Below are 24,112 nucleotides of genomic sequence, written 5' to 3'. Positions count from 1 at the left end.
GCGATGCGCCTGATCGCCGCGGTCAACACCGACCTGGACGAGTACCTGTCGGTGCGCGCCGTGTTCGAGGCGCCCACCATCGCCCAGCTGGCACCCCGGATCGGTGAGGGCGCCGGACGGCTCGAGCCCCTGGTGGCCGGTCCGCGGCCGGCGGTGGTCCCGCTGTCGTTCGCCCAGAGCCGGTTGTGGTTCCTGGACCAATTGCAGGGCCCGTCACCGGTTTACAACATGGCGGCGGCCATGCGCCTGCGTGGGCGGCTCGACGCCGGCGCGCTCGGTGCGGCCTTGGCCGACGTGGTGGCCCGCCACGAGAGCCTGCGAACCGTGTTCGCGGCACCCGAGGGCACGCCGCAGCAGGTGGTCATCCCCGCGGAGCAGGCCGATTTCGGCTGGCAGGTCGTCGACGCCAGCGGCTGGTCGGCGAGCCGGCTGGACGGGGCCGTCAAGGCCGCCGCCCGCGAGACCTTCGACCTGGCGACCGATATTCCGTTGCGCGCCTGGCTGTTCCGTGTCGCCGACGACGAACACGTGCTGGTGGCCGTGGTACACCACATCGCCGCCGATGGCTGGTCGCTGCGGCCGTTGGCCGCCGACCTCGGTGTCGCCTATGCCAGCCGGTGCGCGGGGGAGGCCCCCGATCTCGCCGAATTGCCGGTCCAGTACGTGGATTACACGCTGTGGCAGCGCGCCCAGTTCGGCGACCTGAAGGACAGTGACAGCCGCATCGCCGCGCAGCTCGGCTACTGGGAAGAGGCCCTGGCCGGCATGCCGGAGCGGTTGCAGCTGCCCACCGATCGTCCCTACCCAGAGGTGGCCGACCAACGCGGGGCCACGGTAGCGATCGACTGGCCGGCCGACTTGCAGCAGCAGGTTTCCGCGGTGGCCCGCGAACACAATGCGACCAGCTTCATGGTGGTACAGGCCGCCCTGGCGGTGCTGCTGGCCAAGCTGAGCGCGAGTAGCGATGTGGCGGTGGGCTTCCCGATCGCCGGGCGACGCGACCCCGCGCTCGACGACCTGGTCGGATTCTTCGTCAACACCCTGGTGCTGCGCGTCGACGTGTCCGGCAACCCCACCTTCACCGAGCTGCTGGGCCGGGTGCGAACGCGCAGCCTGGAGGCCTTCGAGCATCAGGACGTGCCCTTCGAGGTGCTGGTAGAGCGGGTCAACCCGACCCGAAGCCTCACCCATCACCCGCTGATTCAGGTGATGCTGGCGTGGCAGAACTTCGGTGGGCAGGACAACGACGCCGCGACCGGGCTGGCCCTGGGCGACGTCCGGGTCACCTCGATACCGCTGGACACCCAGGTCGCCCGCATGGACCTGACGTTCTCACTGACCGAGCGCTGGACCGAGACGAATGAGCCCGCCGGAATCGGCGGACGGGTGGAGTTCCGCACCGACGTGTTCGACGCGGACAGCATCGAGACACTGGTCGGGCGCCTGCAGCGGGTGCTGTCGACGATGACCACCGATCCAGCCCGCTCCGTGTCGTCGGTCGACCTGCTCGAGGCGGACGAACGTGCCCGGCTGGACGAGATCGGCAACCGGGCGGTGCTGGCCGCGCCGGCGGACGCGCCGACGTCGATTCCGGAATCCTTTGCCGCCCAGGCGGCGCGCACGCCGGATGCGCCTGCGCTGCGCAGCGGTACCCGGTCGTGGACGTATCGCGACCTCGACGAGGCGGCCAACAGGTTGGCTCACCTGCTGGCCCACCGCGGCGCCGCCCCGGGGCAGTGCGTGGCGCTGCTGTTCGACCGTTCGGCCGAGGCGATCGTGTCGATCGTGGCGGTGCTCAAGACCGGGGCGGCCTATCTGCCCATCGATCCCGCGCATCCGGCCGCCCGGATCGGCTTCATGCTCGCCGACGCCGCGCCCGTCGCGGTGGTCACCACCGCCGCCCTGGCCGACCGGCTCGACGGGCACGACGTGGCGGTCATCGATGTGGACGATCCCGCCGTCGACGCCCAGCCCGTCACCGCGTTGCCGGCGCCGAGCCCGGAGGACGTCGCCTACCTCATCTACACCTCGGGAACCACCGGTATGCCCAAGGGTGTGGCGGTCAGCCACCGCAACGTGACCCAGCTGATGGCGACGGTGGACGCCAGCCTCCCGGACGCCGGCGTGTGGTCGCAGTGGCATTCCTACGGCTTCGACGTGTCGGTGTGGGAGATCTTCGGCGCGCTGTTGCGCGGCGGGCGCCTGGTGGTGGTCCCCGACGCGGTGGTGCGGTCCCCGGAGGACCTGCACGAGTTGCTGGTCGCCGAGCGGGTCAGCGTGCTGAGCCAAACCCCTTCCGCCGCAGCGATGCTCGACCCGCGGGGGCTGGAGTCGGCGGCGCTGGTGGTGGCCGGCGAGGCCTGCCCGACCGAGCTGGTGGACCGGTGGGCGTCCGGGCGCGTGATGATCAACGCCTATGGACCCACCGAAACCACGGTGTACGCGGCGATCAGCGCGCCGATTGCCCCCGGCTCCGGCGCCGTTCCGATCGGCTCCCCGGTGGCCGGGGCGGCGTTGTTCGTGCTCGACGAATCCCTGCGGCCGGTGCCGCCCGGCGTGGTCGGCGAGCTGTACGTGGCCGGCGCCGGGCTGGCCTGCGGTTACTGGCGCCGGGCGGCGCTGACGGCGTCGCGGTTTGTGGCCTGTCCGTTCGGCGGGCCAGGGGCACGCATGTATCGCACCGGCGACCTGGTCTGCTGGGGCGCCGATGGGCAGCTGCAGTACTTGGGCCGCGCCGACGAGCAGGTCAAGATTCGCGGTTATCGCATCGAGCTCGGCGAGATCCAGGCGGCGCTGGCCGAGCTGCGCGGGGTGCGGCAGGCCGCCGTCATCGCCCGCGAGGACCGGCCCGGCGACAAGCGCCTGGTCGGCTACGTCACCGGTTCGGCGGACCCCGCCGAGCTACGCGCCCGGCTGGCCGACCGGCTCCCCGCGTACATGGTTCCGGCGGCCGTGGTGACGCTCGACGCACTGCCGCTGACACCCAACGGCAAGCTCGACGCTCGCGCCCTGCCGGCGCCCGAATACCGGGAGGTCGATCGCTACCGGGCCCCGAGCGGTCCCGTCGAGGAGACCTTGGCCGGCATCTACGCCCAGGTGCTCGGCGTCGAGCGGGTCGGCGTCGACGACTCGTTCTTCGATCTGGGCGGCGACAGCATCTCGTCGATGCAGGTGGTGACGCGGGCGCGGGCCGCCGGCCTGACGTGCCGGACGCGCGACATCTTCGTCGAACAGACCGTGGCCCGGCTGGCCCGCGTCGTCAGCGTGGCCGACGGCGACACCGGCGCGACCGACGAGGGCATCGGGGAACTACCGGCGACCCCGATCATCCGGTGGCTGCAGGGCATAGAAAGGGCAGGCGGTCCGGTCGACCAGTTCAACCAGACGATGGTGGTCGAGGCTCCCGCCGGGGTCACCGAGACCGACGTGCTGGCGGTGCTGCAGGCCCTGCTGGACCGGCACGCCATGCTGCGGCTGCGCGTGCACGACGGCTGGTCGCTGACCGTGCCCGAGGCGGGATCGGTCGGCGCCGCCGACCACCTGCACGTGGTGGACGTGTTGTCCGACGCCGCCGTGACCGCGGCGCGCTCGCGGCTGAACCCTGCCGACGGGGTGATGCTGAGCGCGCTGTGGGCGGCCTCCACCCGACAGCTGGTGCTGATCGTCCACCACCTCGCCGTCGACGGGGTGTCCTGGCGAATCCTGTTGGAAGACGTGAACATTGCTTGGGCACAGCATCGCGGCGGGCAGCCGGTGGCGTTGCCGCCCGGTGGGACGTCGTTCGCCCGCTGGGCGGCCCTACTGGGCGAGCACGCGCATGACCCGGCGGTGGTGGAGCTGGCCGGCGCCTGGCGGCGGATCGCGGCGACGCCGCCCGCGCTACCGGGGGTGCGCCCCGAGACGGACACGTACGAGACCGCCGAGCACCTGTCGGTGGCGCTGGACGTGGAGACCACCCGCACGCTGCTCGGAGAGGCGCCGGCGGCCTTCCACGCCGGCGTCAACGACATCCTGTTGATCGGTTACGCCCTGGCCTGGGCGGAGTTCCTTGGCGGCGACCTTCCTGGCGGCGGGCCGGTCGGCATCGACGTTGAGGGCCACGGCCGACACGAGGAGCTCGCCGCCGGAGTGGACCTGTCGCGCACGGTCGGGTGGTTCACCACCAAGTACCCGGTGTCCTTGGCGATGGATCAATTACCTTGGGAGCGCGTGGTTTCCGGTGACCCCGCGCTGGGGGCCGTGCTCAAGCAAGCCAAGGAGCAGCTGCGCGCCCAGCCGGACCCCCTGACCTACGGGCTGCTGCGCTACCTGAACGAAGAGGTCGACCTGCACGGCTCCGACCCGACGATCGGCTTCAACTATCTGGGCCGGCTGGGCGGCGCGGCCGCCGAGTTGTCGGACGAGTTGTGGCGAATCTCGCGGGACGGCTCGTCGGTGACCGGCACCAGCACGGCGGTGCCGATGCCGCTCATGCACACCGTGGACCTCAACGCGGGCACCGCCGAGACCGAGGCCGGCCCGCAGCTGCACGCCAACTGGACGTGGGCGCCCTCGGCGCTGGACCGCGAGCAGCTCGCCCGGCTGAGCGGGCTGTGGTTCGAGGCGCTGACCGGGATCTGCGCCCACGTGCGTTCCGGTGGCGGCGGACTGAGCCCGTCGGACATCCTCCCGGCCCGCTTGGTCCAGCAGGAGATCGACGAGCTCGAGCGGCAACACCGGATCGCCGACGTGTTGCCGTTGACCCCGCTGCAGCAGGGGCTGCTCTTCCACGCCGCCACCACGCGGGGCAGCGCCGACGACCTGTACGTGGTGCAGCTGGACATGAACGTGACCGGCCCGCTGGACCCGGACAGCCTGCGCGACGCGGTGCAAACCGTGGTCGACCGGCATCCGCACATGGTCGCCCGATTCTGGGACCGGCCCGACGAGCCGGTGCAGATCATCCCCGCCAACCCGGCGATGGCATGGCGGTACGTCGAGCTCGACGGCCGCCGAGGCGCCGACGAGGGCATCGGGGAAATCTGCGCGGCCGAGCGCGCCGCGGTCTACGACCTGGCCGATCAGCCGGCCTTCCGGGTGGCCATGATCCGCACCGCGCAGAACCGGCACCGGCTGGTGCTGACCATTCACCACATCGTGCTCGACGGTTGGTCGGTTCCCATCCTGGTGAACGAGACATTCGCCAGCCTCACCGGGCAGCGGCTGGCTCCGCCGGCGCCGTACCGCCGGTTCGTCAGCTGGCTGGCCGACCGCGACGTCGATGCCGCGCGGGCGGCGTGGGGCCGGGTGCTCGCCGGCTTCGACACCCCGACGCTGGTCGCGCCGCCGCACGACTCGGAGCTGGGTGCCCGCGGCCTCACGACGTTCGCGGTGCCGGCCGAAACCACCGGGGCGCTCGCCGAGCTGGCCCGGTCCTGCCAGACCACGGTCAGCACCGTGCTGCAGGCTGCGTGGGCGCAGCTGCTCACGTGGCTCACCGGCAACTACGACGTCGCGTTCGGCACCACGGTGTCGGGCCGGTCCGCCGAGTTCGTCGGCGCCGAGTCGATGGTGGGCCTGATGATCAACACGATCCCGGTGCGCGCCCGCATCACCCCGGCGACCACCACCACGCAGCTGCTGGACCAGCTGCAAAGCGCCCACAACGACACGCTCGAGCACGAGCACCTGTCGCTCAGCGAAATCCACCGGATGACCGGGCAGGAGAAGCTCTTCGACACGCTGTTCGCCTACGAGAACTATCCGCTGGAAACGTCCGCGATGGCGGTCAACAACGAGCTGTCCATCACCGACTTCAACGTCTTCGAGCGCAACCACTACCCCCTGACGATGCAGGCCGCCCTGTCCGGCGAACAACTCGGCCTCCGAGTGGAATACGACGCCGGCGTCTTCGACGCGCGCACCATCGAGGCGCTCACCGAGCGACTGCAGCGGGTGCTGGTGGCGATGAGCGCCGACCCGACCCGGCGGCTCTCCTCGGTCGACCTGCTGGACGGGTCGGAGCACGCCCGCCTGGATGAAATCGGCAACCGGGCAGCGCTGACCCGGCCGGTGCCCACGCCGGTGTCGATCGCGGAGCTGTTCGCCGCGCAGGTCGCCCACCAGCCGGACGCCGTGGCGATCGGCTGGGGCCGGCAGTCCATGACGTACCGGGAGCTGGACGAGGCGGCGAACCGGTTGGCGCACCTTTTGATCGCCGAGGACGCCGGCCCGGGACAGTCTGTGGCGCTGCTGTTTTCGCGTTCGCCGCGGGCGATCGTGGCGATCCTGGCGGTGCTCAAGACGGGGGCGGCGTACCTGCCGATCGACCCGGCCGCCCCGGCCGCGCGGATCAGATTCATGCTCGATGATGCCGCGCCGATCGCCGCGGTCACCACCGCGGGACTGCTGTCGCGGCTGGACGGCAGCGGCGTGCGGGTCATCGACATCGAGGACCCGGAGATCGACGGCTATCCGCGCACCGCGCCGCCCGCACCCGCGGCGGACGGCACCGCCTACATCATTTACACCTCGGGGACCACCGGTGTGCCGAAAGGTGTTGCGGTCACGCATCGTAACGTGACGCAACTCATCGGCTCGCTCGACGCCGGCCTGCCGGCCCCGGGCGTGTGGACGCAGTGCCACTCGTACGCCTTCGACGTGTCGGTGTGGGAGATATTCGCCCCGCTGCTGCGCGGCGGGCGCGTGGTGGTGGTGCCCGAGTCGGTGGTGCGCTCACCCGAGGAATTCCGCGCCTTGCTGGTCGACGAAAAGGTCAGCGTGCTGACCCAGACGCCGTCGGCCGTGGCGACGCTGGACCCGGCGGGCCTGGATTCGGTGGCGCTGGTGATGGCCGGTGAGGCCTGCCCGCCCGAGGTGGTCGATCGCTGGGCGCCGGGTCGGGTGATGGTCAACGCCTACGGCCCGACCGAGACGACGATGTGCGTGGCGATCAGCGCCCCGCTCGCGGCGGGCTCGGGAACGCCGCCGATCGGCTCGCCGGTGCCCGGCGCCGGGTTGTTCGTGCTCGATGGCTGGCTGCGGCCGGCGCCCCCCGGCGTGGTGGGCGAGTTGTACGTGGCCGGGACCGGAGTGGCCGCCGGTTATGTCGGGCGCGCCGGATTGACCGGTTCGCGGTTTGTGGCCTGCCCGTTCGGTGAACCCGGGGCGCGCATGTACCGCACCGGGGACCTGGTGCTCTGGGGTGCCGACGGGCAGCTGGTGTATGTGGGCCGCGCCGACGAGCAGGTCAAGATCCGCGGCTACCGCATCGAACTGGGCGAGGTTCAGGCCGCGCTCGCCCGGTTGGACGGCGTGCAGCAGGCGGTGGTGATCGCCCGAGAGGACCGCCCCGGGGACAAACGCCTGGTCGGATACGTCACCGGAACGGCCGATCCCGCCGAGGCGCGCACCGCGCTGGCCGGGCGACTGCCGGGCTACATGGTTCCCACGGCCGTGGTGGGACTCGACGCGCTGCCGCTGACGCCCAACGGCAAGTTGGACACCCGCGCCCTGCCGGCGCCCGAGTACACCGGCGGTGGATATCGGGCCCCGTCGAGCGCAACCGAGGAGATCCTCGCCGGCATCTTCGCTCAGGTGCTCGGGGTCGAGCGGGTCGGTGTCGACGACTCCTTCTTCGACCTGGGTGGCGACAGCATTTCCGCGATGCGCGTGATCGCAACGATCAACACCAACCTGGCTGTCGACCTTGCGGTGCGCACCCTGTTCGACGCGCCCACCGTCCGCACCCTGAGCCAGCGCCTGGGCACGGACACGACCGCCATTGAGGACGTCGTACCCATTCAGACCCTGAAGCAGGGCACTGGCACCCCGTTGTTCTGCATTCACCCCGCGGGCGGCGTGAGCTGGCCGTATCAGGTGCTCGGCAGCTACCTGGACTGCCCGATCATCGGTGTCCAGCAGACCCGTCAGGGCGAGGAGACCGAACCGCGATCGATCCGCGAGATGGCGGAGAACTATGCCGACAGGCTGCAGGAGATCTATCCCTCCGGGCCCTATAACCTGCTCGGCTGGTCGTTCGGCGGGGTCATCGCGCACGAACTCGCGGTGGAGCTGCAGCGGCGCGGATGCGTAATCGCCCGCCTGATCCTGCTCGACGCCCAACCCACCGTGAACGGCGGTGTCGCCCCGCCCGAGGACGCGGTGGGCGAACTACAGCTTCCAGAAGTCTCGCGATCCAGGCGGCTTGTCGACCTGCTCTCGGAAAACCTTCGCCAGAACATCGACCGGTACCGAACCCACCGGCCCGGCGTTTTCCACGGCGACATCACCATCTTCTCCGCCGCGGAGGGCGGGAGCGACCGCAGTGGGTTCCTGTCCCAGTCGTGGCGGCCGCTTGTCTCAGGCGAGATTCTCACGTACTCGATCGACTGCGCGCACGACGACATGCTGACCCACGATTCGGTGGGTCTGTACGGGCAACGACTCAGGCATCTGCTGGTCCTCGCGGAACGCCGGCTCGAGCTGGCCCAAGGCGGTCAGCAAGTGGCGGCGTCGCGGGACGACAAGCTGCCCGGGGAGCGCGCCGGGTAATGGTCAGGAGACCGAAGTGCCGATAGCGCCTCTGTGTTGGGGGCAATAGGACGCCACTGAGGCGCCGAGAAGATAGCCGGCTTCGTGCGCCGACAGATCGGTGGCCCGTACCACGTTCAGCACCAACGAGGTTGGCGTCTTCCCCGAATCGAGTCCGGCGCACATGTTATGTCCCGCGGCGATCGCGGCGCCGCGGTCGGTAAAGACAATCCCGTTGCGCTGAATCTCCGAAATGAACGCATCGTCTTTTTGATCGGCCGACGCCGGTGCCGCGAAAAACACCGCGGCTCCCGCGAGCGCGACTATTGTCGACCAATTCCCAAGGCGCGCAATTGTTCGGGTCACGATGTTCCTCGATGTGGCATCTGGGCTCTACGCCTTAACGGTGGCTGAACATTAGCCAGAATCGACGCATTTTTCCCGCCGGCTTCAACCGCGCCACCTCACACAAATCGGCCCCGATTTCCAGGGCGATTGGCGGCTCGCGCCCCAGCGCGCCGGGCGGCCCGGCGCCGTGCCGGCATCGAAAAGCCCTGTGTGGCAGGCATTTCCATTCGCCAGCACCGGCCCGCGCAATCCGCGCACTGGCGGGAGCGGCGAGGGCGGACGTCGCGGCGGGCCCGGTGGGCGGCCAACGGCGAGAGCAGAGCGCAACCAAGATTTAACCGTCGCGGCCATCGCCGCGGGCAAACTCCGGCCCTCCCACCGGTAATCCGCGCCCGATTTGCGAGATTGCCGGCGTCGGCCCCCGGAAGCCGGTGCGACCTGCGCGCCGACGCATTTCACAGTGGCCGTACGGGTGCGCCGGAACCCCCTTCGGTATGGTTCAAGGAGTGTGCGGAGTCACCGGGGAGGTACGGCTCGACGGGCAGGTCCCCGATGTAGCAGCGGTGTCAGCAATGGCCGGCGTGATGGCGCGACGGGGTCCCGACGCTTCCGGGGCCTGGTCACAGGGCCGTGTCGCGCTCGGCCATCGTCGCCTCAAGATCATCGACCTGAGCGAGGCCGGAGCCCAGCCGATGGTCGACCCGGAACTGGGTCTGGCCATCGCCTTCAACGGCTGCATCTACAACTACAAAGAGCTGCGCCGCGAACTCACCGGACACGGCTACCGGTTCTTCTCGCACAGTGACACCGAAGTCCTGATCAAGGGCTACCACCATTGGGGCGACGACTTCGTCAGCCACCTGCATGGCATGTTCGCCTTCGCCATCGTCGAACGCGACAGCGGCCGGGTGCTGCTCGGCCGCGACCGGCTGGGGATCAAGCCGCTCTACCTGACCGAGGACAGCCACCGGATCCGGTTCGCCTCGGCCCTGCCCGCGCTGCTGGCCGGCGGCGGCGTGGACACCCGCATCGACCCGATCGCGTTGCATCACTACATGACGTTTCATTCGGTGGTCCCCGCGCCCCTGACCATCCTGCGCGGCGTCCGCAAGGTGCCGCCCGCTTCTCTTGTTGCCATCGAGCCCGACGGCCGGCGCACCATCACCACGTACTGGACCCCCGACTTCACCCGGCACGACGACCGCGCCGGCTGGTCGGAAACCGACTGGGAAGACGCGGTGCTGGACGCGCTTCGCGTCGCGGTCAAACGCCGGTTGGTCGCCGACGTGCCGGTCGGCTGCCTGTTGTCCGGCGGCGTCGACTCGAGCCTGATCGTCGGCCTGCTCGCGGAGGCGGGCCAGCACGGCCTGATGACCTTCTCCATCGGCTTCGAGTCGGCCGGTGGCGTCGAGGGCGACGAGTTCCGGTGGTCGGACATCATCGCCCGGCGCTTCGAAACCGACCACCATCAGATCCGCATCGAAACCGACCGGATGCTGCCCGCGCTCGACGGGGCGATCGGCGCGATGAGCGAGCCGATGGTCAGCCACGACTGTGTGGCCTTCTACCTGCTCAGCCAGGAAGTGGCGCGCCACGTGAAGGTCGTGCAGTCGGGCCAGGGCGCCGACGAGGTGTTCGCCGGCTACCACTGGTATCCGCCGATGGGCTCGCCGGCCGCCGCCTCACTGGAGGGCTCGGTCGCCGAGTATCGCGGGGCCTTCTTCGACCGCGATTCGGCGGAAATGACGGGCCTGCTCGGGCCGGGCATCATGGCCCCGGGTGACCCCAGTGAGCGCTTCGTCACCGAGCACTTCGCGCGCGCCGGCGCCGAGACGGGCGTCGATCGCGCGCTGCGCCTCGACACCACCGTGATGCTGGTGGACGACCCGGTGAAACGGGTCGACAACATGACCATGGCGTGGGGTCTGGAGGGCCGGGTGCCCTTCCTCGACCACGAGCTCGTCGAGCTGGCGGCGACCTGCCCCCCGGAACTGAAGATCGCCCACGACGGCAAGGGCGTGCTCAAACAGGCTGCGCGACGGGTGATTCCGTCGGAGGTCATCGACCGGCCCAAGGGATACTTCCCGGTCCCCGCGCTGACCCACCTCGAAGGGCCCTACCTCGACATGGTGCGCGACGCGCTCTACGCGCCAGTTGCCAAGGAGCGCGGTCTGTTTCGCACGGAAGCGGTCGACGCCCTGCTGGCCGACCCCAACAGCAAGCTGACGCCCTTGCGCGGCAACGAACTCTGGCAGCTCGCCCTGCTCGAACTCTGGCTGCAACGGCACGGCATCACGGGCCCGGTGGCATGACCGTGACCGATCCCCCCGGCGATCCCACCGAGGCGATCACGATGGGCCTCCACGACGCCTCACCGCCGGAGCTGGTGGAGGCGATGGCCAAGGACGTCGAGCTCGAATTGGGTTGGGGCCGGCTGATTTTCGGCCAGACCTTCGCCGACTCCCACGAGCTGGTCGAGGCGCTGCGCCGGGAGGGCCCCGGGCGTCGCGACATCTGCATCTACGCCCGCGAATCCCACGTGGTGGTCGCCGAAGCGCCGACCGAGCTCTTCATCGACCCCAGCCACACCTATCGCCTGCGCTTCACCGATGCCAAGCCCGAAGACCTGTCGCCCGCGCCGCTCGGCGTCACCGTGCGCACGCTGAACGATCCGGTCGACGCCGACGCCATGAACCGCGTCTACGTGCGCTGCGGAATGGTCCCGGCCGGGGTCGACGTCATCTGGAACAACCACCTGAACGTGCCCGCGGTGACCTACCTGCTGGCGGTGCGCGACGAAGACGGCGCCGTGGTGGGCACCGTCACCGGCGTCGACCACGAGCTATTGTTCTCCGACCCCGAGCAGGGGTCGAGCCTGTGGACGCTGGCCGTCGACCCGGCCGCCGGGCTCCCCGGGATCGGCGCCGCCCTCACGCGGGCGCTGGCGGAGCGCTTCCGCAACGCGGGCCGCGCCTACATGGACCTGTCGGTCGCGCACGACAACGCCGCCGCCATCGGCCTGTACGAGAAGCTGGGTTTCCGCCGCGTCCCCGTGCTGGCGATCAAGCGCAAAAACGCCATCAACGAGCCACTTTTCAGCCCGCCGCCCGAGACGGTCGACGACCTCAATCCCTACGCCCGGATCATCGCCGACGAGGCGCTGCGCCGCGGCATCTGGGTGGAGGTGCTCGATGCCGAGACCGGCGAGATGCGCCTCACCCACGGCGGCCGCAGCGTGGTCACCCGGGAATCGCTGTCCGAATACACCTCGGCGGTCGCCATGTGCCGCTGCGACGACAAACGGCTGACGCGCCGCCTCGTCTCCGAGGCGGGCATCACGGTGCCCCGCGCCCGGCTGGCCACCTTCGACGAAGGCGACTACAACTTCCTCACCGAGGTCGGAGAGGTCGTCGTCAAGCCCACCCGCGGCGAACAGGGCAAGGGCATCACGGTCGGGGTGACCGCCGACAACGGCCCCGAGGAGCTCGCCGCCGCCCTGGCCCGCGCCCGTCAGCAATACCCGGACGTGCTGATCGAGCAGCGCGTGCTCGGCGATGACCTTCGCTTGGTGGTGATCGACGGCCGGGTGGTGGCCGCCGCGCTGCGGATGCCGCCCGAGATCATCGGCACCGGCGAGCACACCATTCGCGACCTGATCGCCGCCGAAAGCCGGCGCCGCTCCGCGGCCACCGGTGGCGAGTCCCGCATCCCGCTCGACGACCTCACCGAGGCGACGGTCGCCGAGGCGGGCTGGTCGCTCGACGACGTGCTGCCCCAGGGCACCCGCCTCCGCGTCCGCCGCACCGCCAACCTGCATCAGGGCGGCACGATCCACGACGTCACCGCGGTGGTGAACCCGGAACTGTGCCGGGTCGCGGTGACGGCGGCCGAGGCGATCGGCATCCCCGTGACGGGCATCGACCTGCTGGTGCCCGACGTCACCGGCGCCGAGTACGCCTTCATCGAGGCCAACGAACGACCGGGGCTAGCCAACCACGAACCACAGCCCACGGCCGCGGCGTTCATCGACTTCCTGTTCCCCGGCCACCCGGGCCAGCCGCAGGCCTGGACTCCAGAGGAGTCGCGCGCCGAACGCGGCTGAGGCTTGCCGCGCGCCTCGCTTGGGTAATTCTCCAATCACCTCAGATAGGAGCCAGATGAGCGGAAGCGCGCAAACCGGAACCATCACGACCCGCGTGCCGGCGCGGCTGGACAGGCTGCCGTGGTCTCGATTCCACTGGCGCGTCGTCATCGGTCTCGGCGGGGTGTGGATCCTCGACGGGCTCGAGGTCACGATGGTGGGCAACGTGTCCGCTCGCCTCACCGAAAAGGGCAGCGGCATCGACCTGAACGCGGCGCAGATCGGCCTGGCGGCCGCGTTCTACATCGCCGGCGCCTGCCTGGGCGCACTGTTCTTCGGTCACCTGACGGACCGCTTCGGGCGCCGCAATCTGTTCATGCTGACCCTGGCGGTCTACCTGGTGGCCACGGTTGCGACCGCATTCGCTTTCGCCCCTTGGTATTTCTTCGCCGCGCGCTTCTTCACCGGTGCCGGCATCGGCGGCGAGTACGCCGCGATCAATTCGGCCATCGACGAGTTGATCCCCGCCCGCCTGCGCGGCCGCGTCGACCTGATCATCAACGGCACGTACTGGCTCGGCTCGGCCGCGGGAGCGGCCGGCGCGCTCGTCCTGCTCGACACCTCGCACTTCGCACCCAACATCGGCTGGCGGCTCGCCTTCGGCGTCGGCGCCATCTTCGGCATCTTCGTCCTCCTCGTCCGGCGCAACGTCCCGGAGAGTCCGAGGTGGTTGTTCATCCATGGCCGCGACGAGGAGGCCGAGCGGATCGTCGGCGAGATCGAGGAAGCGGTGCGGGAGGAAACCGGCGAGCCGCTGCCCGAGCCGCACGGGCGTGAGCTCAAAATCCGCCAGCGCGAGACGATTTCGTTCCGCGAAATCGCCCGGGTGGCGTTCAAGCTCTATCCGCAGCGCGCCATCCTGGGGCTGGCGCTGTTCACCGGGCAGGCGTTCCTCTACAACGGGGTGACGTTCAATCTGGGCACGCTGTTGAGCGGGTTCTACGGGGTGCCCTCCGGGAAGGTGCCGCTGTTCTTCATCCTCTGGGCGCTCAGCAATTTCGTCGGGCCGCTCGCGCTCGGCCACCTCTTCGACACAATTGGGCGCAAGCCGATGATCACGGCGACCTACATCGGGTCCGCGGTCGTCGCCGCCGTCCTGGCGGTCCTGTTCGTGACCCAGACCGGCGGGGTCTGGGCGTTCATCGGCGTCCTCGCGGTCGCGTTCTTCCTCGCCTCCGCGGGCGCCAGCGCCGCCTACCTGACGGTCAGCGAGATCTTCCCGATGGAGACCAGGGCGCTGGCGATCGCGTTCTTCTACGCGGTGGGAACCGCGATCGGGGGCATCAGCGGCCCGTTGCTGTTCGGGCAGCTGATCAATTCCGGGGAACGCGGTCTGGTGATGTGGTCGTTTTTGACGGGCGCCGCCGTCATGGCGATCGCTGGCCTGGTCGAATTGCGGCTCGGGATCGCGGCCGAACGCCGCCCGCTCGAAGAGCTGGCCTTGCCCCTGACGGTCGCCGACGCCGACGCCGATCGGCGGGATCAGCCGTAGGCGTCCCACCAGGTGTGCAGGTCCTCAACGGTGGCCGGGTCCCCGGACACGTCGCTGAGCATCAGCTTCTCGTCGTTGGTCCAGATCACGTTCGGGTGGTTGTTGTAGGTGCCGCACGCGATGAGCCCGGCCATGTCGTTCGGGGTCTGGTCGTAATGCCAGCTGACCGGTGAGCGGCCCTCGCCGGGACAGTTCACCAGGCTGACGTTGGCGATGTCGTTCTCGAAGGCCCGCTTCAGCCGGTCGGGCGTCGCGAACAGCCCGTAGGTGGCGTGGCTGGGACCGCCGGGCTGGGTGTTCTGCCCGCACGTGACCATGGCGACCGCGTGCACCCAGATGCTGCCCGACTCCGGGGTCGCCGGCGTGCATGTGCCGGCCAGGTAGCCGGGTGGGAGCAGGCTGATCAGCCGGGCCTGGTCGTCGTTGGGGGCGGCGGTCGACGGGGGTGGGGTCTTCGCGACGGTCGCCTTGGCGTGCCGCTGGCCGGCGGGTTTCAGCATGAGCCAGAGCCCGACGGCGCAGACGGCGACGACGACCACCGCGGCGGCGGCCACGATCGGCCAGCGGTTGCGCTTAGCCGGTGTGCGCGGGCGCTCGGAATCTGTTGCGGGGGAGAGGAGTTCGCTCTGGCGCAGGATCGTGTCGGCGCGTTCGCGCTCGGGGCTGCTGAGCGCCCGGTGCGCGGCCTCGGCCAGGGCACCGGCGGTAGGGTAGCGCTCGATCGGGTTCTTGGCCATGCCGCCCGCGATCACGGCGTCGAAGGCCGGGCTCACCCCGGCTCCCTGCTCGCTGGGTTTGGGGATGGGCTGCATCATGTGGGCGCTGATCAGCATGCCGGTGCTGTCGGCGCGATACGGCGGGGTCGCGGTCAGGCATTCGTAGAGCACGCAGGCCAGCGCGTAGACGTCGGCGCGCTGCGTCACCTCTTCACTCGAAAACCGTTCGGGGGCCATGTATTTCAACGTGCCGACCGCGGTGCCCAGTTGGGTGAGCTTGTCGTCGGTCTTCGCGCTGGCGATCCCGAAGTCGACGAGATAAGCGAAGTCGTCGCCGGTGATCAGGATGTTCTGCGGTTTGACGTCACGGTGGGTCACCCCGGCCGCATGGGCGGCGTCCAGGGCCGACGCGACCTGCCGGATGATGGCCACCGCCCGAGGTGCCGGCAGTGGCCCGGCCCGTTCGAGCATGCTGCCCAGGTCGATGCCCTCGATGAGCCGCATCTCGAGATACAGCTGCCCGTCGATTTCGCCGTAGTCGTGTATCGGGACCACATGGGGTTCCAACAGTCGGCCGGTGATGAGAGCCTCGCGCTCCATTCGCTTGCGGAACACCGGATCCTGGCTGAACGTGTGCGACATCAGCTTCAGCGCAACCGTCCACTGTTTGACGGTGTGCTCGGCTTCGTAGACCTCGCCCATCCCGCCGCGACCGAGCAGCCGCTTGAGCCGGTAGGGCCCGAACATCGTCCCCACCCGCGGGTCCTGCGCGCCGGTCACTGCTGACTCCCATCGAAGGACCATGGCGGTGAGCGCCCACTGGCCTCACCGCAGGAAACGTACAACACATCGCCCCGGCACGTGTCGGCCGCGCGAGGCGGGCCGCCGGGATCATCGGGCCGGGGGAGCGATCTCCGTGACGGTGCCGTCGGCGGCCAGCACGATGGTGCCGCTGAGGGCGCCGTCGCTGGCATTGATCTGCAAGTGCAAGCCGCCGTCCTTGCGCGACTCGATCGTCAGGAAGATCCGGTTGGCGTCGTAGATGTGCAGGGTTTGGGGTGCCTGCTGGACGACGCCGACGACGGCTTGCACGTCGAACTTGCTCAGATCACCGACCGCCAGGCGGGACGCCAGGGCCATTTTGGGCCCGACGCTCGCCCAATTCCCGTCGCGGTACAGCCAGGTCACCAACTTTTGGGCGTTCGCGGTATCCGGGCGTTCGACGACCGCCTGATCCTGGTAGATGTTCAGCTGGTAGCCCAATGTGTCGCCGAACTGCGTCCGCATCTGGGCCAGCACTCCGCTCACCCCGCTCAGGGTCAGCAGCTGCGGCGGTGGCGTGCTCGTGGTCAGGGCCGCGGAGCTGGTAGGGGCCGCGGTGGGGGTGGTCGACGCCGGCGGGGCGGACGTGGTGTCGCCCTGCAGTCCCCAGGCGAGGCCGGCGCCGAGCAGCACCAGCGCGCAGGCGACGGCGACCCAGGCCCCGCGTCGGCCGATTCGTGACCGCGACGCCGGCGGTTGCTCCGAGGCCGGGCGGATTTGCAAGTCCGTCACCAGCGACCGCAGCTCGCGCAGCGTGGTCGCCCTGGTTGCGGCGGCTACCCGCTCGCGGTGCTCTTCCGTCGACAGCTGGCCGTCACCGAGCGCGGCGTCGAGCACCTGGCAGATGTCGTTGCGGTCGTCATCGCTCGCCCTGGTGTCATCGCGCATCGGCCGGCTATCCGAGTAGCTTCGTCAACCAGGCCGGGTCCTGATAGTTCACCGACGCGGTCCCATCCCACACGAACGGGGTGGAGTTGGCGTTCAGCCCGGACAGCGTCGCGTAACCGCTGGCGGACTTCGCCTTGCCCGTGCCGACGTCGTCTCCGGACTTGATGCAGGTGATGACGTCGGCGTCGGCGCCGACGTTCTTGGCCAATTGGGCCAGTTCGCCGTCGGTGCGGTCCTCCGCGGCGTCCTCCGCCGGCTGGAAGTTGCTGGCGAACAAGGCGGAATAGAAGTCGGTGTAGAGCTTGGCCTCATTCTGGCCGGCGACGCAGTACGACGCCGCCACCGCCCGGGTCGAGTAGTTCTTGCTGTGCGACTTGTCGTCGAGGAAGTCGAGCAGGTGGTAGCGCACCGCGAGCTTCTTGTTGTTCACCGCGGTGTCGATGTCACCCGCATTCGACCTGATGAAACTGCCGCAGGGCGGGCAGATGGGTTCGTTGAAGATGTCGATGGTCATCGACGCCGCCGAGCTGCCGACGAACACACCGTCATCGAGGACTCGGAGCGCGACGGCGTCCGGTGGTGGCGGCTGCTTGGTCGGCGTCGCCGGGGGCGACGACTCCCATGGCCGAACGACGGCGAGCGCCACGCCCACGATGGCCACCAGGGCGGTGGCGGTGACGCCCACCCACAGCCAAGGCTTTCTACTCCGCCGCGGCGGCTGGCCCCATGGCGGCGCCCCGGCGGTGCTAGGACCCCACGTGGGGGCACCGGCCCAGCCCGTCGGCTGGGGCACCGGACCCCCGGGCGGTGGCGGCACCGCCGCCCACATCGGGCCGGACGAAGGGGCGTGCGCGGGAGGGGCCTGGGCGATTCCGCCGGGCTGCTGGCCGGCGAATGCCGCCGGCATCCGCGCCACCTGGCTGCGGGCCAGGATGTCGGTGGCCCGGTCCTGGTCTGGTTCGGCCAGTGCCGCGTAGGCGGCCGCGGACAGGTCACCGCAGCTGGCGTAGCGGTCCGCGGGATCCTTGGCCATGCCGCGGGCGATCACCGCGTCGAAGGCGACCGGGATGCCGGGCCGCGCGGCACTGGGCCGCGGGATCGGCTGGTGCAGGTGGGCACCCATCACGCTGATCTGGTCGCCGGTGTACGGCGGGGACCCGGTCAGGCACTCGTACAGCACGCAGGCCAAGGCGTAGATGTCGGCCCGATGAGTGACCTCGGAGTCGCTGAAGCGCTCCGGGGCCATGTATTTGACGGTGCCCACGGTGGTGCCGATCTGCGTCAGCTTTTCGTCGGCGGTGGCGCTGGCGATTCCGAAGTCCACGAGGTAGGCGAAGTCGTCGCCGCTCACCAGGATGTTTTCCGGCTTGACGTCGCGATGCAGGACGCCGGCGGCGTGCGCGGCGTCGAGCGCCGAGCCGATCTGGCGCACGATGGCCACCGCCCGGGGCGGGGAGAGCGGCCCGAACCGGCTCAGCATGGTGGCCAGGTCTTTGCCGTCGATCAGGCGCATGTCGACATACAGCTGGCCGTCGATCTCGCCGAAGTCGTGAATCGGGACGACGTGCGGTTCTTGCAGCCGACCCGCGGTGCGGGCCTCGCGCTGCATGCGGGAGCGGAAGACGGGGTCGGTGGACAGCGTCTGCGACATCAGCTTCAGCGCGACGGTGCGTTCCCGGACCGTGTCCTCGGCCTCATAGACGTCGCCCATGCCGCCGCGACCGATCAGCCGCCGCAGCAGATATGGCCCGAACTGCGAACCCTCCCGCGAATCCGCGGTCGTGTCACCCATCCCGACTCCTCAGTCACCGACCGTGCGCAGGCATAAGGCTAAGGTTTCACAGGTCGCTGGGCACGGCGAATAGCGAAAGCCAGCTAATAGGGCAACGCGGATTAACGGAGTTCGTCGTCACCGCTGGTGCGTTCGGTCAGCCCTTCGCGGGACAGGGCCCGCACGAATCCGAACGCCTGCATCCCGGCGGGGCCGGGGTTTTCGGTGATCCAGTCGTTGATCTTCCCGAACGCGTTGGCCAGGTCGTCGCGCTTGACGCGGATCAGATAGGTCATTCTGTCGTCGTCCGGATCGTCGATGGATTCGGCGACGGCGACGGGATTCTTGAAGGCGTACGCGATCCCGTGTACGGCGTCGTGGTTCAGCGCCCATTGAAGTTCGCTGGGCCGCAGCCGGTTGACCGCCAGATTGCGGTAGTCATGGTCGTCTTTTGAGCTGCTCACCTGGCCGATAGTCCTCCTCTGTGTGGCTCGAGAAAGTGGACGGCGAGGAACTGAAAATGATGCCGCGCAGGCGATTCGATACGAGTGCGCAACCGGGCATTTCCATCATAGGAAGCGGGTCCGTCGGCTGCATGTCGAGCGGAATCAGCGGCGATATTTCAAGAACACGTAGCCGTCGCAAACCAGGGCGTGTTCGAGGCGCATCGTCACCGGTGCGGGCAGCGACGACGGGGTGAGGCGGTGGCCCACCGGCTGGCTGGCGGCGAGTTTGGGGGCCAAAGTCACGCAGATCTCATCGACGGCGTCGGCTTCCACCAGCTCGTCGAGCACGGTCGGTCCGCCCTCGCACAGGATGTGGTGCAGCCCCCGTGCGCGCAGCAGCGCGACGGCCCGCGCCACATCGACGGATTCTTCGCCCGCCACCAATACCTGCCGCCCACCGTCGCCGAAGTCGTCTCGCGCCGCCGCGGCGTGCGCGCACGTCACCACGATCGGTGGCTGGTCGGGGTCGTCGAACAGCCTCGACGGCAGCCGGCCGCTGCGGCTGATCACCGCGATCGGGGGCGGTGCGGTCCGGGTCGCGTCGATGAGCCGCACCGGGCCGTAGTTCTCGGCGCGCGCGGTGCCGGCGCCCACCAGGACGACGTCGGCGAAGCCGCGCAGGGTTTTCAGCAGCTGTTGGTCGATGGGACACGACAGCGGACCGGCCCGACCGCCGAACGCGGCCGCGCCGTCGGCGCTGAAGATCATGTTGGCGCGCACGCCCGGCGGGGGATCGGCGTAGAACGATGCGAGTTCGGTGATGCCGGCGACGGTGCCCACCCGGAGGATCACTGCTACGCCTCGTGGCCGGGTTCCAGATGCTGAACGTCGCTGAACGACACCCAGCTTTCCAGTTCCCGCGGCGGCCGGCCGTCCACCGGCGCGAGCAGATGCCCGACGTGGTCGCCCAGCGTGAAACGCTCGAGGATTTCACCGACGAACCACGCGGCCGCGTCGTCGAGGATGGGCATCTGCTCCGGACCGCTGTGCCACGAGCAGCGGTCGAACTTGTTGATCGTGTCGCCGGTCTGGCTGCCGAAGAGCTCCACGATGTCGAGGTGCTCGTGGTCGAACACGTGCACCGCCAGGTGAGTCGCCTCGGTGGCGACCCGGAATGTGTGGTTCTTCCGGGACAGACCGACCAGAAATCGGGGTGGGTGAATGCTGGTCTGGCTGGCGAACCCGACCAGGCAGCCCGCCGCGACGCCGCCGGCCCGCGTGGTCACGACGTACATCGGGTAGTTCAGCAGCGCGACCAGCTTTTCGAACGCGTCTTCTCCCGGGTCGGCCATCCGCTCAGTGTTCCCGTTCGGCCCGCGGGGGAATCGGGCGGTGCCGCTAGGCCTGGCAGCAGGGTTCGTCGGTGGTTTCTCCGAAGGTGTCGGAGTCCGCGATCACGGTGTAGACCTCCCAGCGTTCCCCGCCGGGGCCGGTGACCCAGACCTTGTCCTGGCTGGCGAAGCAGCAGGTGGTGTTGAGCTCCTCCTCGGTGACCAGCCCTCGTTCGGTGAGGCGGGCGATTTCGGCGTGCACGGTGTCACTGGTGGCGACTTCCACGCCGAGGTGGTTGAGGCTGCCCCCGTGACCGGGGTTCTCCAGCAGCACCAGCTTCAGCGGGGGCTCGGCGATCGCGAAGTTCGCGTACCCGGGTTTGACCTTGGCCGGTTCGGTGTCGAACAGCTTGGAGTAGAACGCGATCGCCTCGCCGAGGTCGTCGACGTTGAGGGCGAGTTGCACACGAGACATGAGGTGTCCTTCCTTCGGGTGCGGGGCTACGGGGTTGTGGTGGAGAGGAGTTCGGCGATCAACGCCTCGACACGTCGGGCGATGTCGTCGCGGATGGCACGCACCGTTGTCAGCGGTTGGCCGGCGGGGTCGGGCACCTTCCAGTCGCGGTAGGACACTCCCGGAAAGTAAGGGCAGGCGTCGCCGCAGCCCATGGTGATGACGACGTCGCTGGTTCGCACGTCGTCGCCGGTGAGGATTTTCGGGTTGGCGGCGGTGATGTCGATTCCTCGTTCGGCCATGGCGGCAATCGCAACGGGGTTGACCTCGTCGGCGGGTTGCGTTCCGGCCGAGCGGACTTCGATGCGGCCTTCGGCCATCGTGCTCAGCAGGGCGGCGGCCATCTGCGAACGTCCGGCGTTGTGCACGCAGACGAACAGGACGCTTGGTTTACCGGACATCGGCGCGGGCCCCTCGGGTCGACTCGGCCGGGAACCTCCGGGCGCGCAGCGCAAGCGAAACGTAGACCAGCCCAACGAGCACGGGCACTTCGATCAGTGGTCCGACAACCCCGGCGAGGGCTTGCCCCGACGTGGCGCCGTAGGTCGCGATGGCCACCGCGATGGCCAGTTCGAAGTTGTTCCCGGCGGCGGTGAACGCCAGGGTGGCGGTGCGGGCGTAGCCAAGCCGCAGTAGCAGTCCGAGGCCGTACCCGCCCGCCCACATGATCGCGAAGTAGGCCAGCAGCGGGATGGCGATGCGGGCCACGTCCCATGGCCGTGATGTGATCGCATGGCCCTGCAGGGCAAACAGAATCACGATGGTGAACAACAACCCGTACAGGGCCCACGGCCCGATGCGGGGGAGGAACCGCGTCTCATACCAGTCGCGGCCCCGAATCCGTTCGCCGAGCCGGCGAGACGAGTATCCGGCGAGCAGCGGGATGCCGAGGAAGATCAGCACCGCCTTGGCGATCTGCCAGGGGGAGACGTGGATACCGGTTTGGGGCAGGCCCAACCACCCGGGCAGCACCGACAGGTAGAACCAGCCCAGCGCGGCGAACATGACCACCTGAAACAGCGAATTCAGCGCGACCAGCACGGCCGCGGCCTCGCGGTCCCCACAGGCCAGGTCGTTCCAGATGATGACCATCGCGATGCAGCGGGCGAGCCCGACGATGATCAGGCCGGTGCGGTACTCGGGCAGGTCGGGCAGCAGCGACCAGGCCAGCGTGAACATCACCGCGGGACCGACCACCCAATTGAGCAACACGGAGGACACCATCAGCTTGCGGTCGGCGGTGACCTCGTCGAGCCGGTCGTAGCGGACCTTGGCCAGTACCGGATACATCATGACCAACAGGCCGACCGCGATCGGCAGCGAAACCCCTTGCACGGCAACGGCGCTCAGCGCCGTTCCGAGCCCGGGAACGATGCGTCCCAGCAACAGGCCAGCAGCCATCGCTGCGCCGATCCATATCGGCAGGAACCGGTCCATGACGGGGAGCCGGGCCGACGCCGCGGCTGGGGTGGCCGTTGGTGTGTTCATGGCTTCAAGACCGCCGAAAGTTGTTGCAGTGCCGCGGGAATCACCCAGTAGTACACCCAGGTGCCGCGTCGCTCGCAGTCCAGCAGCCCGGCCGAGCGCAGCAGCTTGAGGTGGTGGGAAATCGTCGGCTGGGAGAGGTCGAAGGTGGCCGATATCTCGCAGACGCACGCCTCGCCGCCGGGGTGGCTGGCGATCAGGCTCAACAACCTCAGGCGCACGGGGTCGCCCAGCGCTTTGAACATCGTCGCCAGCTCGGTGGCCTGGGACTCGGCCATCGCGGCCGCCCCCAGGGTCGGGCAGCACGCCACCTGTTGATTCGACATCCTTCTATATAAACACTTATCGAATCAATGCGCCACCCTCACTTCGCGCGGACGACCCGAATCGCGTAGCCGGCGATGCCCATGCCCAGCACCGTCACGCCCGACAGCACCGACGACAGCGGCATCGCGAACGCGAGGAGCACACATCCGACCAGGCCGGTCAACGGAATCACCGGAAGCGGGCGGCCCTCGTCGGGCCTGAGGGTGAACGCGGAGGCGTTGGCCACCGCGTAGTAAATGAGCACGGCGAAAGAGGAGAACCCGATGGCTCCGCGCAGGTCGGCGGTCGCGGCCAAGACCGCCACCACGAGGCCGATCAGCAGTTCCGCTCGGTGGGGGACCCCGAACCGCGGGTGCACGGCGGTGAGCACGTGGGGCAGATGGCGGTCACGGGCCATGGCCAACGTGGTGCGCGAGACGCCCAGGATCAGCGCCAGCAGGGAGCCGAGCGCCGCGACCGCGGCTCCCACCTGCACGACGGGAACGAGCCAGGCCGTCCCGGCGGCCCGCACCGTGTCCACCAGCGGCGCCGTGGCCTGGCCGAGGCGCCGGGGTCCCAGCACCGCTAGCGCCGCGACGGCCACCAGGGCGTAGACGGCCAGGGTGATGGCGAGGGCGAGCGGTATCGCGCGGGGGATGGTGCGCGCCGGGTCACGCACCTCTTCGCCCAGGGTGGCGATGCGGGCGTAGCCGGCGAAGGCGAAGAACAACAGCCCCGCGGCCTGTATCACCCCGCCGACGGTCGTGCCCACCGGGCGGAGTGGTACCGCGTCACCCGCTCCGGACGTGAACGCGGCGACGACCACCGCGGCGAGCACGGCGAAGACGAGCGCGACGATGACGCGGGTCAGCCAGGCCGACTTCCGCACCCCGGCGTAGTTGACCGCGGTCAGCGCCACCACGGCGGCGACGGCGACCGGGTGCGCGTGCGAGGGCCACGCATAGGAGCCGATGGTCAGGGCCATCGCGGCGCACGAGGCGGTCTTGCCGGCGACGAAGCCCCACCCCGCCAGGTATCCCCAGAAATCGCCCAGTCGCTCGCGGCCGTACACGTAGGTGCCGCCGGAGGCGGGGTAGCGGGCGGCGAGGCGCGCGGACGAGGTGGCGTTGCAATAGGCCACCACCGCGGCCACCCCCAGGCCCAGCAGCAGGCCCGAGCCCGCCGCGCGCGCCGCCGGCCCGAGCGCGGCGAAAATCCCGGCGCCCATCATCGAGCCCAGCCCGATTGTCACCGCGTCGAACAAACCCAGGCTTCGGCGAAGCTCGCCGGTGTCGTTGTCGGCCAATCGGTCTCCTCACCGCGCACGCAGTGGCTAACCTA

14 protein-coding genes and 1 pseudogene are annotated in these 24,112 nt (G+C 69.5%); 4 read left to right on the top strand and 11 right to left on the bottom strand.

The window, feature by feature from the left end:
* The coding region (locus A5781_RS18000) for a non-ribosomal peptide synthetase (protein ID WP_156624765.1) at window positions 1-8,532 on the top strand (8,532 nt) is incomplete at its 5' end.
* Between the two features lie 3 nt (window positions 8,533-8,535).
* On the opposite strand, the gene A5781_RS17995 is transcribed toward A5781_RS18000, so the two are convergent.
* The gene (locus A5781_RS17995; protein WP_231987321.1) at window positions 8,536-8,814 is read right to left on the bottom strand and encodes a DUF732 domain-containing protein; all 279 of its coding nucleotides are present in this window, start codon (window positions 8,812-8,814) and stop codon (window positions 8,536-8,538) included.
* Window positions 8,815-9,365: 551 nt separating this feature from the next.
* On the opposite strand from A5781_RS17995, the gene A5781_RS17990 reads away from it, so the two are divergent.
* The 3 genes from A5781_RS17990 to A5781_RS17980 are packed head-to-tail and all read left to right on the top strand — an operon-like array spanning window position 9,366 to window position 14,492.
* Window positions 9,366-11,171 carry an N-acetylglutaminylglutamine amidotransferase gene (locus A5781_RS17990; RefSeq protein ID WP_067209205.1) on the top strand — a complete coding sequence of 602 codons (1,806 nt, stop codon included), beginning with the start codon at window positions 9,366-9,368 and terminating at the stop codon, window positions 11,169-11,171.
* Window positions 11,168-12,961: an N-acetylglutaminylglutamine synthetase gene (gene ngg / locus A5781_RS17985; RefSeq protein ID WP_067209201.1), complete on the top strand. Its 1,794-nt coding sequence runs from the start codon at window positions 11,168-11,170 to the stop codon at window positions 12,959-12,961. The genes A5781_RS17990 and ngg overlap by 4 nt, the downstream gene beginning before the upstream one ends.
* 55 nt (window positions 12,962-13,016) lie before the next feature.
* Window positions 13,017-14,492, top strand: coding sequence for an MFS transporter (locus A5781_RS17980; RefSeq protein WP_067209196.1), 1,476 nt, complete (start codon window positions 13,017-13,019; stop codon window positions 14,490-14,492).
* On the opposite strand, the gene A5781_RS17975 is transcribed toward A5781_RS17980, so the two are convergent.
* From A5781_RS17975 to A5781_RS17925, 10 genes and pseudogenes are all read right to left on the bottom strand, one after another.
* On the bottom strand, window positions 14,483-15,988 hold the full coding sequence (locus tag A5781_RS17975; RefSeq protein WP_197503891.1) for a serine/threonine-protein kinase: 1,506 nt from the start codon (window positions 15,986-15,988) through the stop codon (window positions 14,483-14,485). The genes A5781_RS17980 and A5781_RS17975 overlap by 10 nt on opposite strands.
* A gap of 111 nt (window positions 15,989-16,099) precedes the next feature.
* Window positions 16,100-16,918 carry a DUF1707 domain-containing protein gene (locus A5781_RS17970; RefSeq protein ID WP_067209188.1) on the bottom strand — a complete coding sequence of 273 codons (819 nt, stop codon included), beginning with the start codon at window positions 16,916-16,918 and terminating at the stop codon, window positions 16,100-16,102.
* A gap of 7 nt (window positions 16,919-16,925) precedes the next feature.
* Window positions 16,926-18,710, bottom strand: a complete 1,785-nt coding sequence (locus tag A5781_RS17965; protein WP_067209185.1) for a serine/threonine protein kinase PknE — start codon at window positions 18,708-18,710, stop codon at window positions 16,926-16,928.
* A 101-nt stretch (window positions 18,711-18,811) separates the two neighbouring features.
* Complete coding sequence (locus A5781_RS17960; protein WP_067209182.1) at window positions 18,812-19,153, bottom strand: hypothetical protein; 342 nt, start codon at window positions 19,151-19,153, stop codon at window positions 18,812-18,814.
* A 144-nt stretch (window positions 19,154-19,297) separates the two neighbouring features.
* Window positions 19,298-19,987, bottom strand: a complete 690-nt coding sequence (locus tag A5781_RS17955; RefSeq protein WP_082939412.1) for a pyrimidine reductase family protein — start codon at window positions 19,985-19,987, stop codon at window positions 19,298-19,300.
* Between the two features lie 2 nt (window positions 19,988-19,989).
* Window positions 19,990-20,487, bottom strand: a complete 498-nt coding sequence (locus tag A5781_RS17950) for a flavin reductase family protein (RefSeq protein WP_067209178.1) — start codon at window positions 20,485-20,487, stop codon at window positions 19,990-19,992.
* A 46-nt stretch (window positions 20,488-20,533) separates the two neighbouring features.
* Window positions 20,534-20,941, bottom strand: a complete 408-nt coding sequence (locus A5781_RS17945; RefSeq protein ID WP_067209175.1) for an ArsI/CadI family heavy metal resistance metalloenzyme — start codon at window positions 20,939-20,941, stop codon at window positions 20,534-20,536.
* A 26-nt stretch (window positions 20,942-20,967) separates the two neighbouring features.
* Window positions 20,968-22,468: pseudogene (gene arsB / locus A5781_RS17935) on the bottom strand (ACR3 family arsenite efflux transporter).
* A complete protein-coding gene (locus tag A5781_RS17930; protein WP_067209165.1) occupies window positions 22,465-22,791 on the bottom strand; it encodes a helix-turn-helix transcriptional regulator in 327 nt (108 codons plus the stop codon). Before A5781_RS17930 ends, arsB begins: the two are co-directional and overlap by 4 nt.
* Window positions 22,792-22,829: 38 nt before the next feature.
* Window positions 22,830-24,077, bottom strand: coding sequence for an APC family permease (locus tag A5781_RS17925; protein ID WP_067209162.1), 1,248 nt, complete (start codon window positions 24,075-24,077; stop codon window positions 22,830-22,832).
* Window positions 24,078-24,112 lie beyond the last annotated feature (35 nt).

The sequence above is a fragment of the Mycobacterium sp. 852002-30065_SCH5024008 genome (assembly GCF_001665645.1).
Taxonomy (GTDB): domain Bacteria; phylum Actinomycetota; class Actinomycetes; order Mycobacteriales; family Mycobacteriaceae; genus Mycobacterium; species Mycobacterium paraffinicum.
Note: the sequence above shows the minus strand (reverse complement) of the source record. Positions and strands in the feature narration are given on the sequence as shown.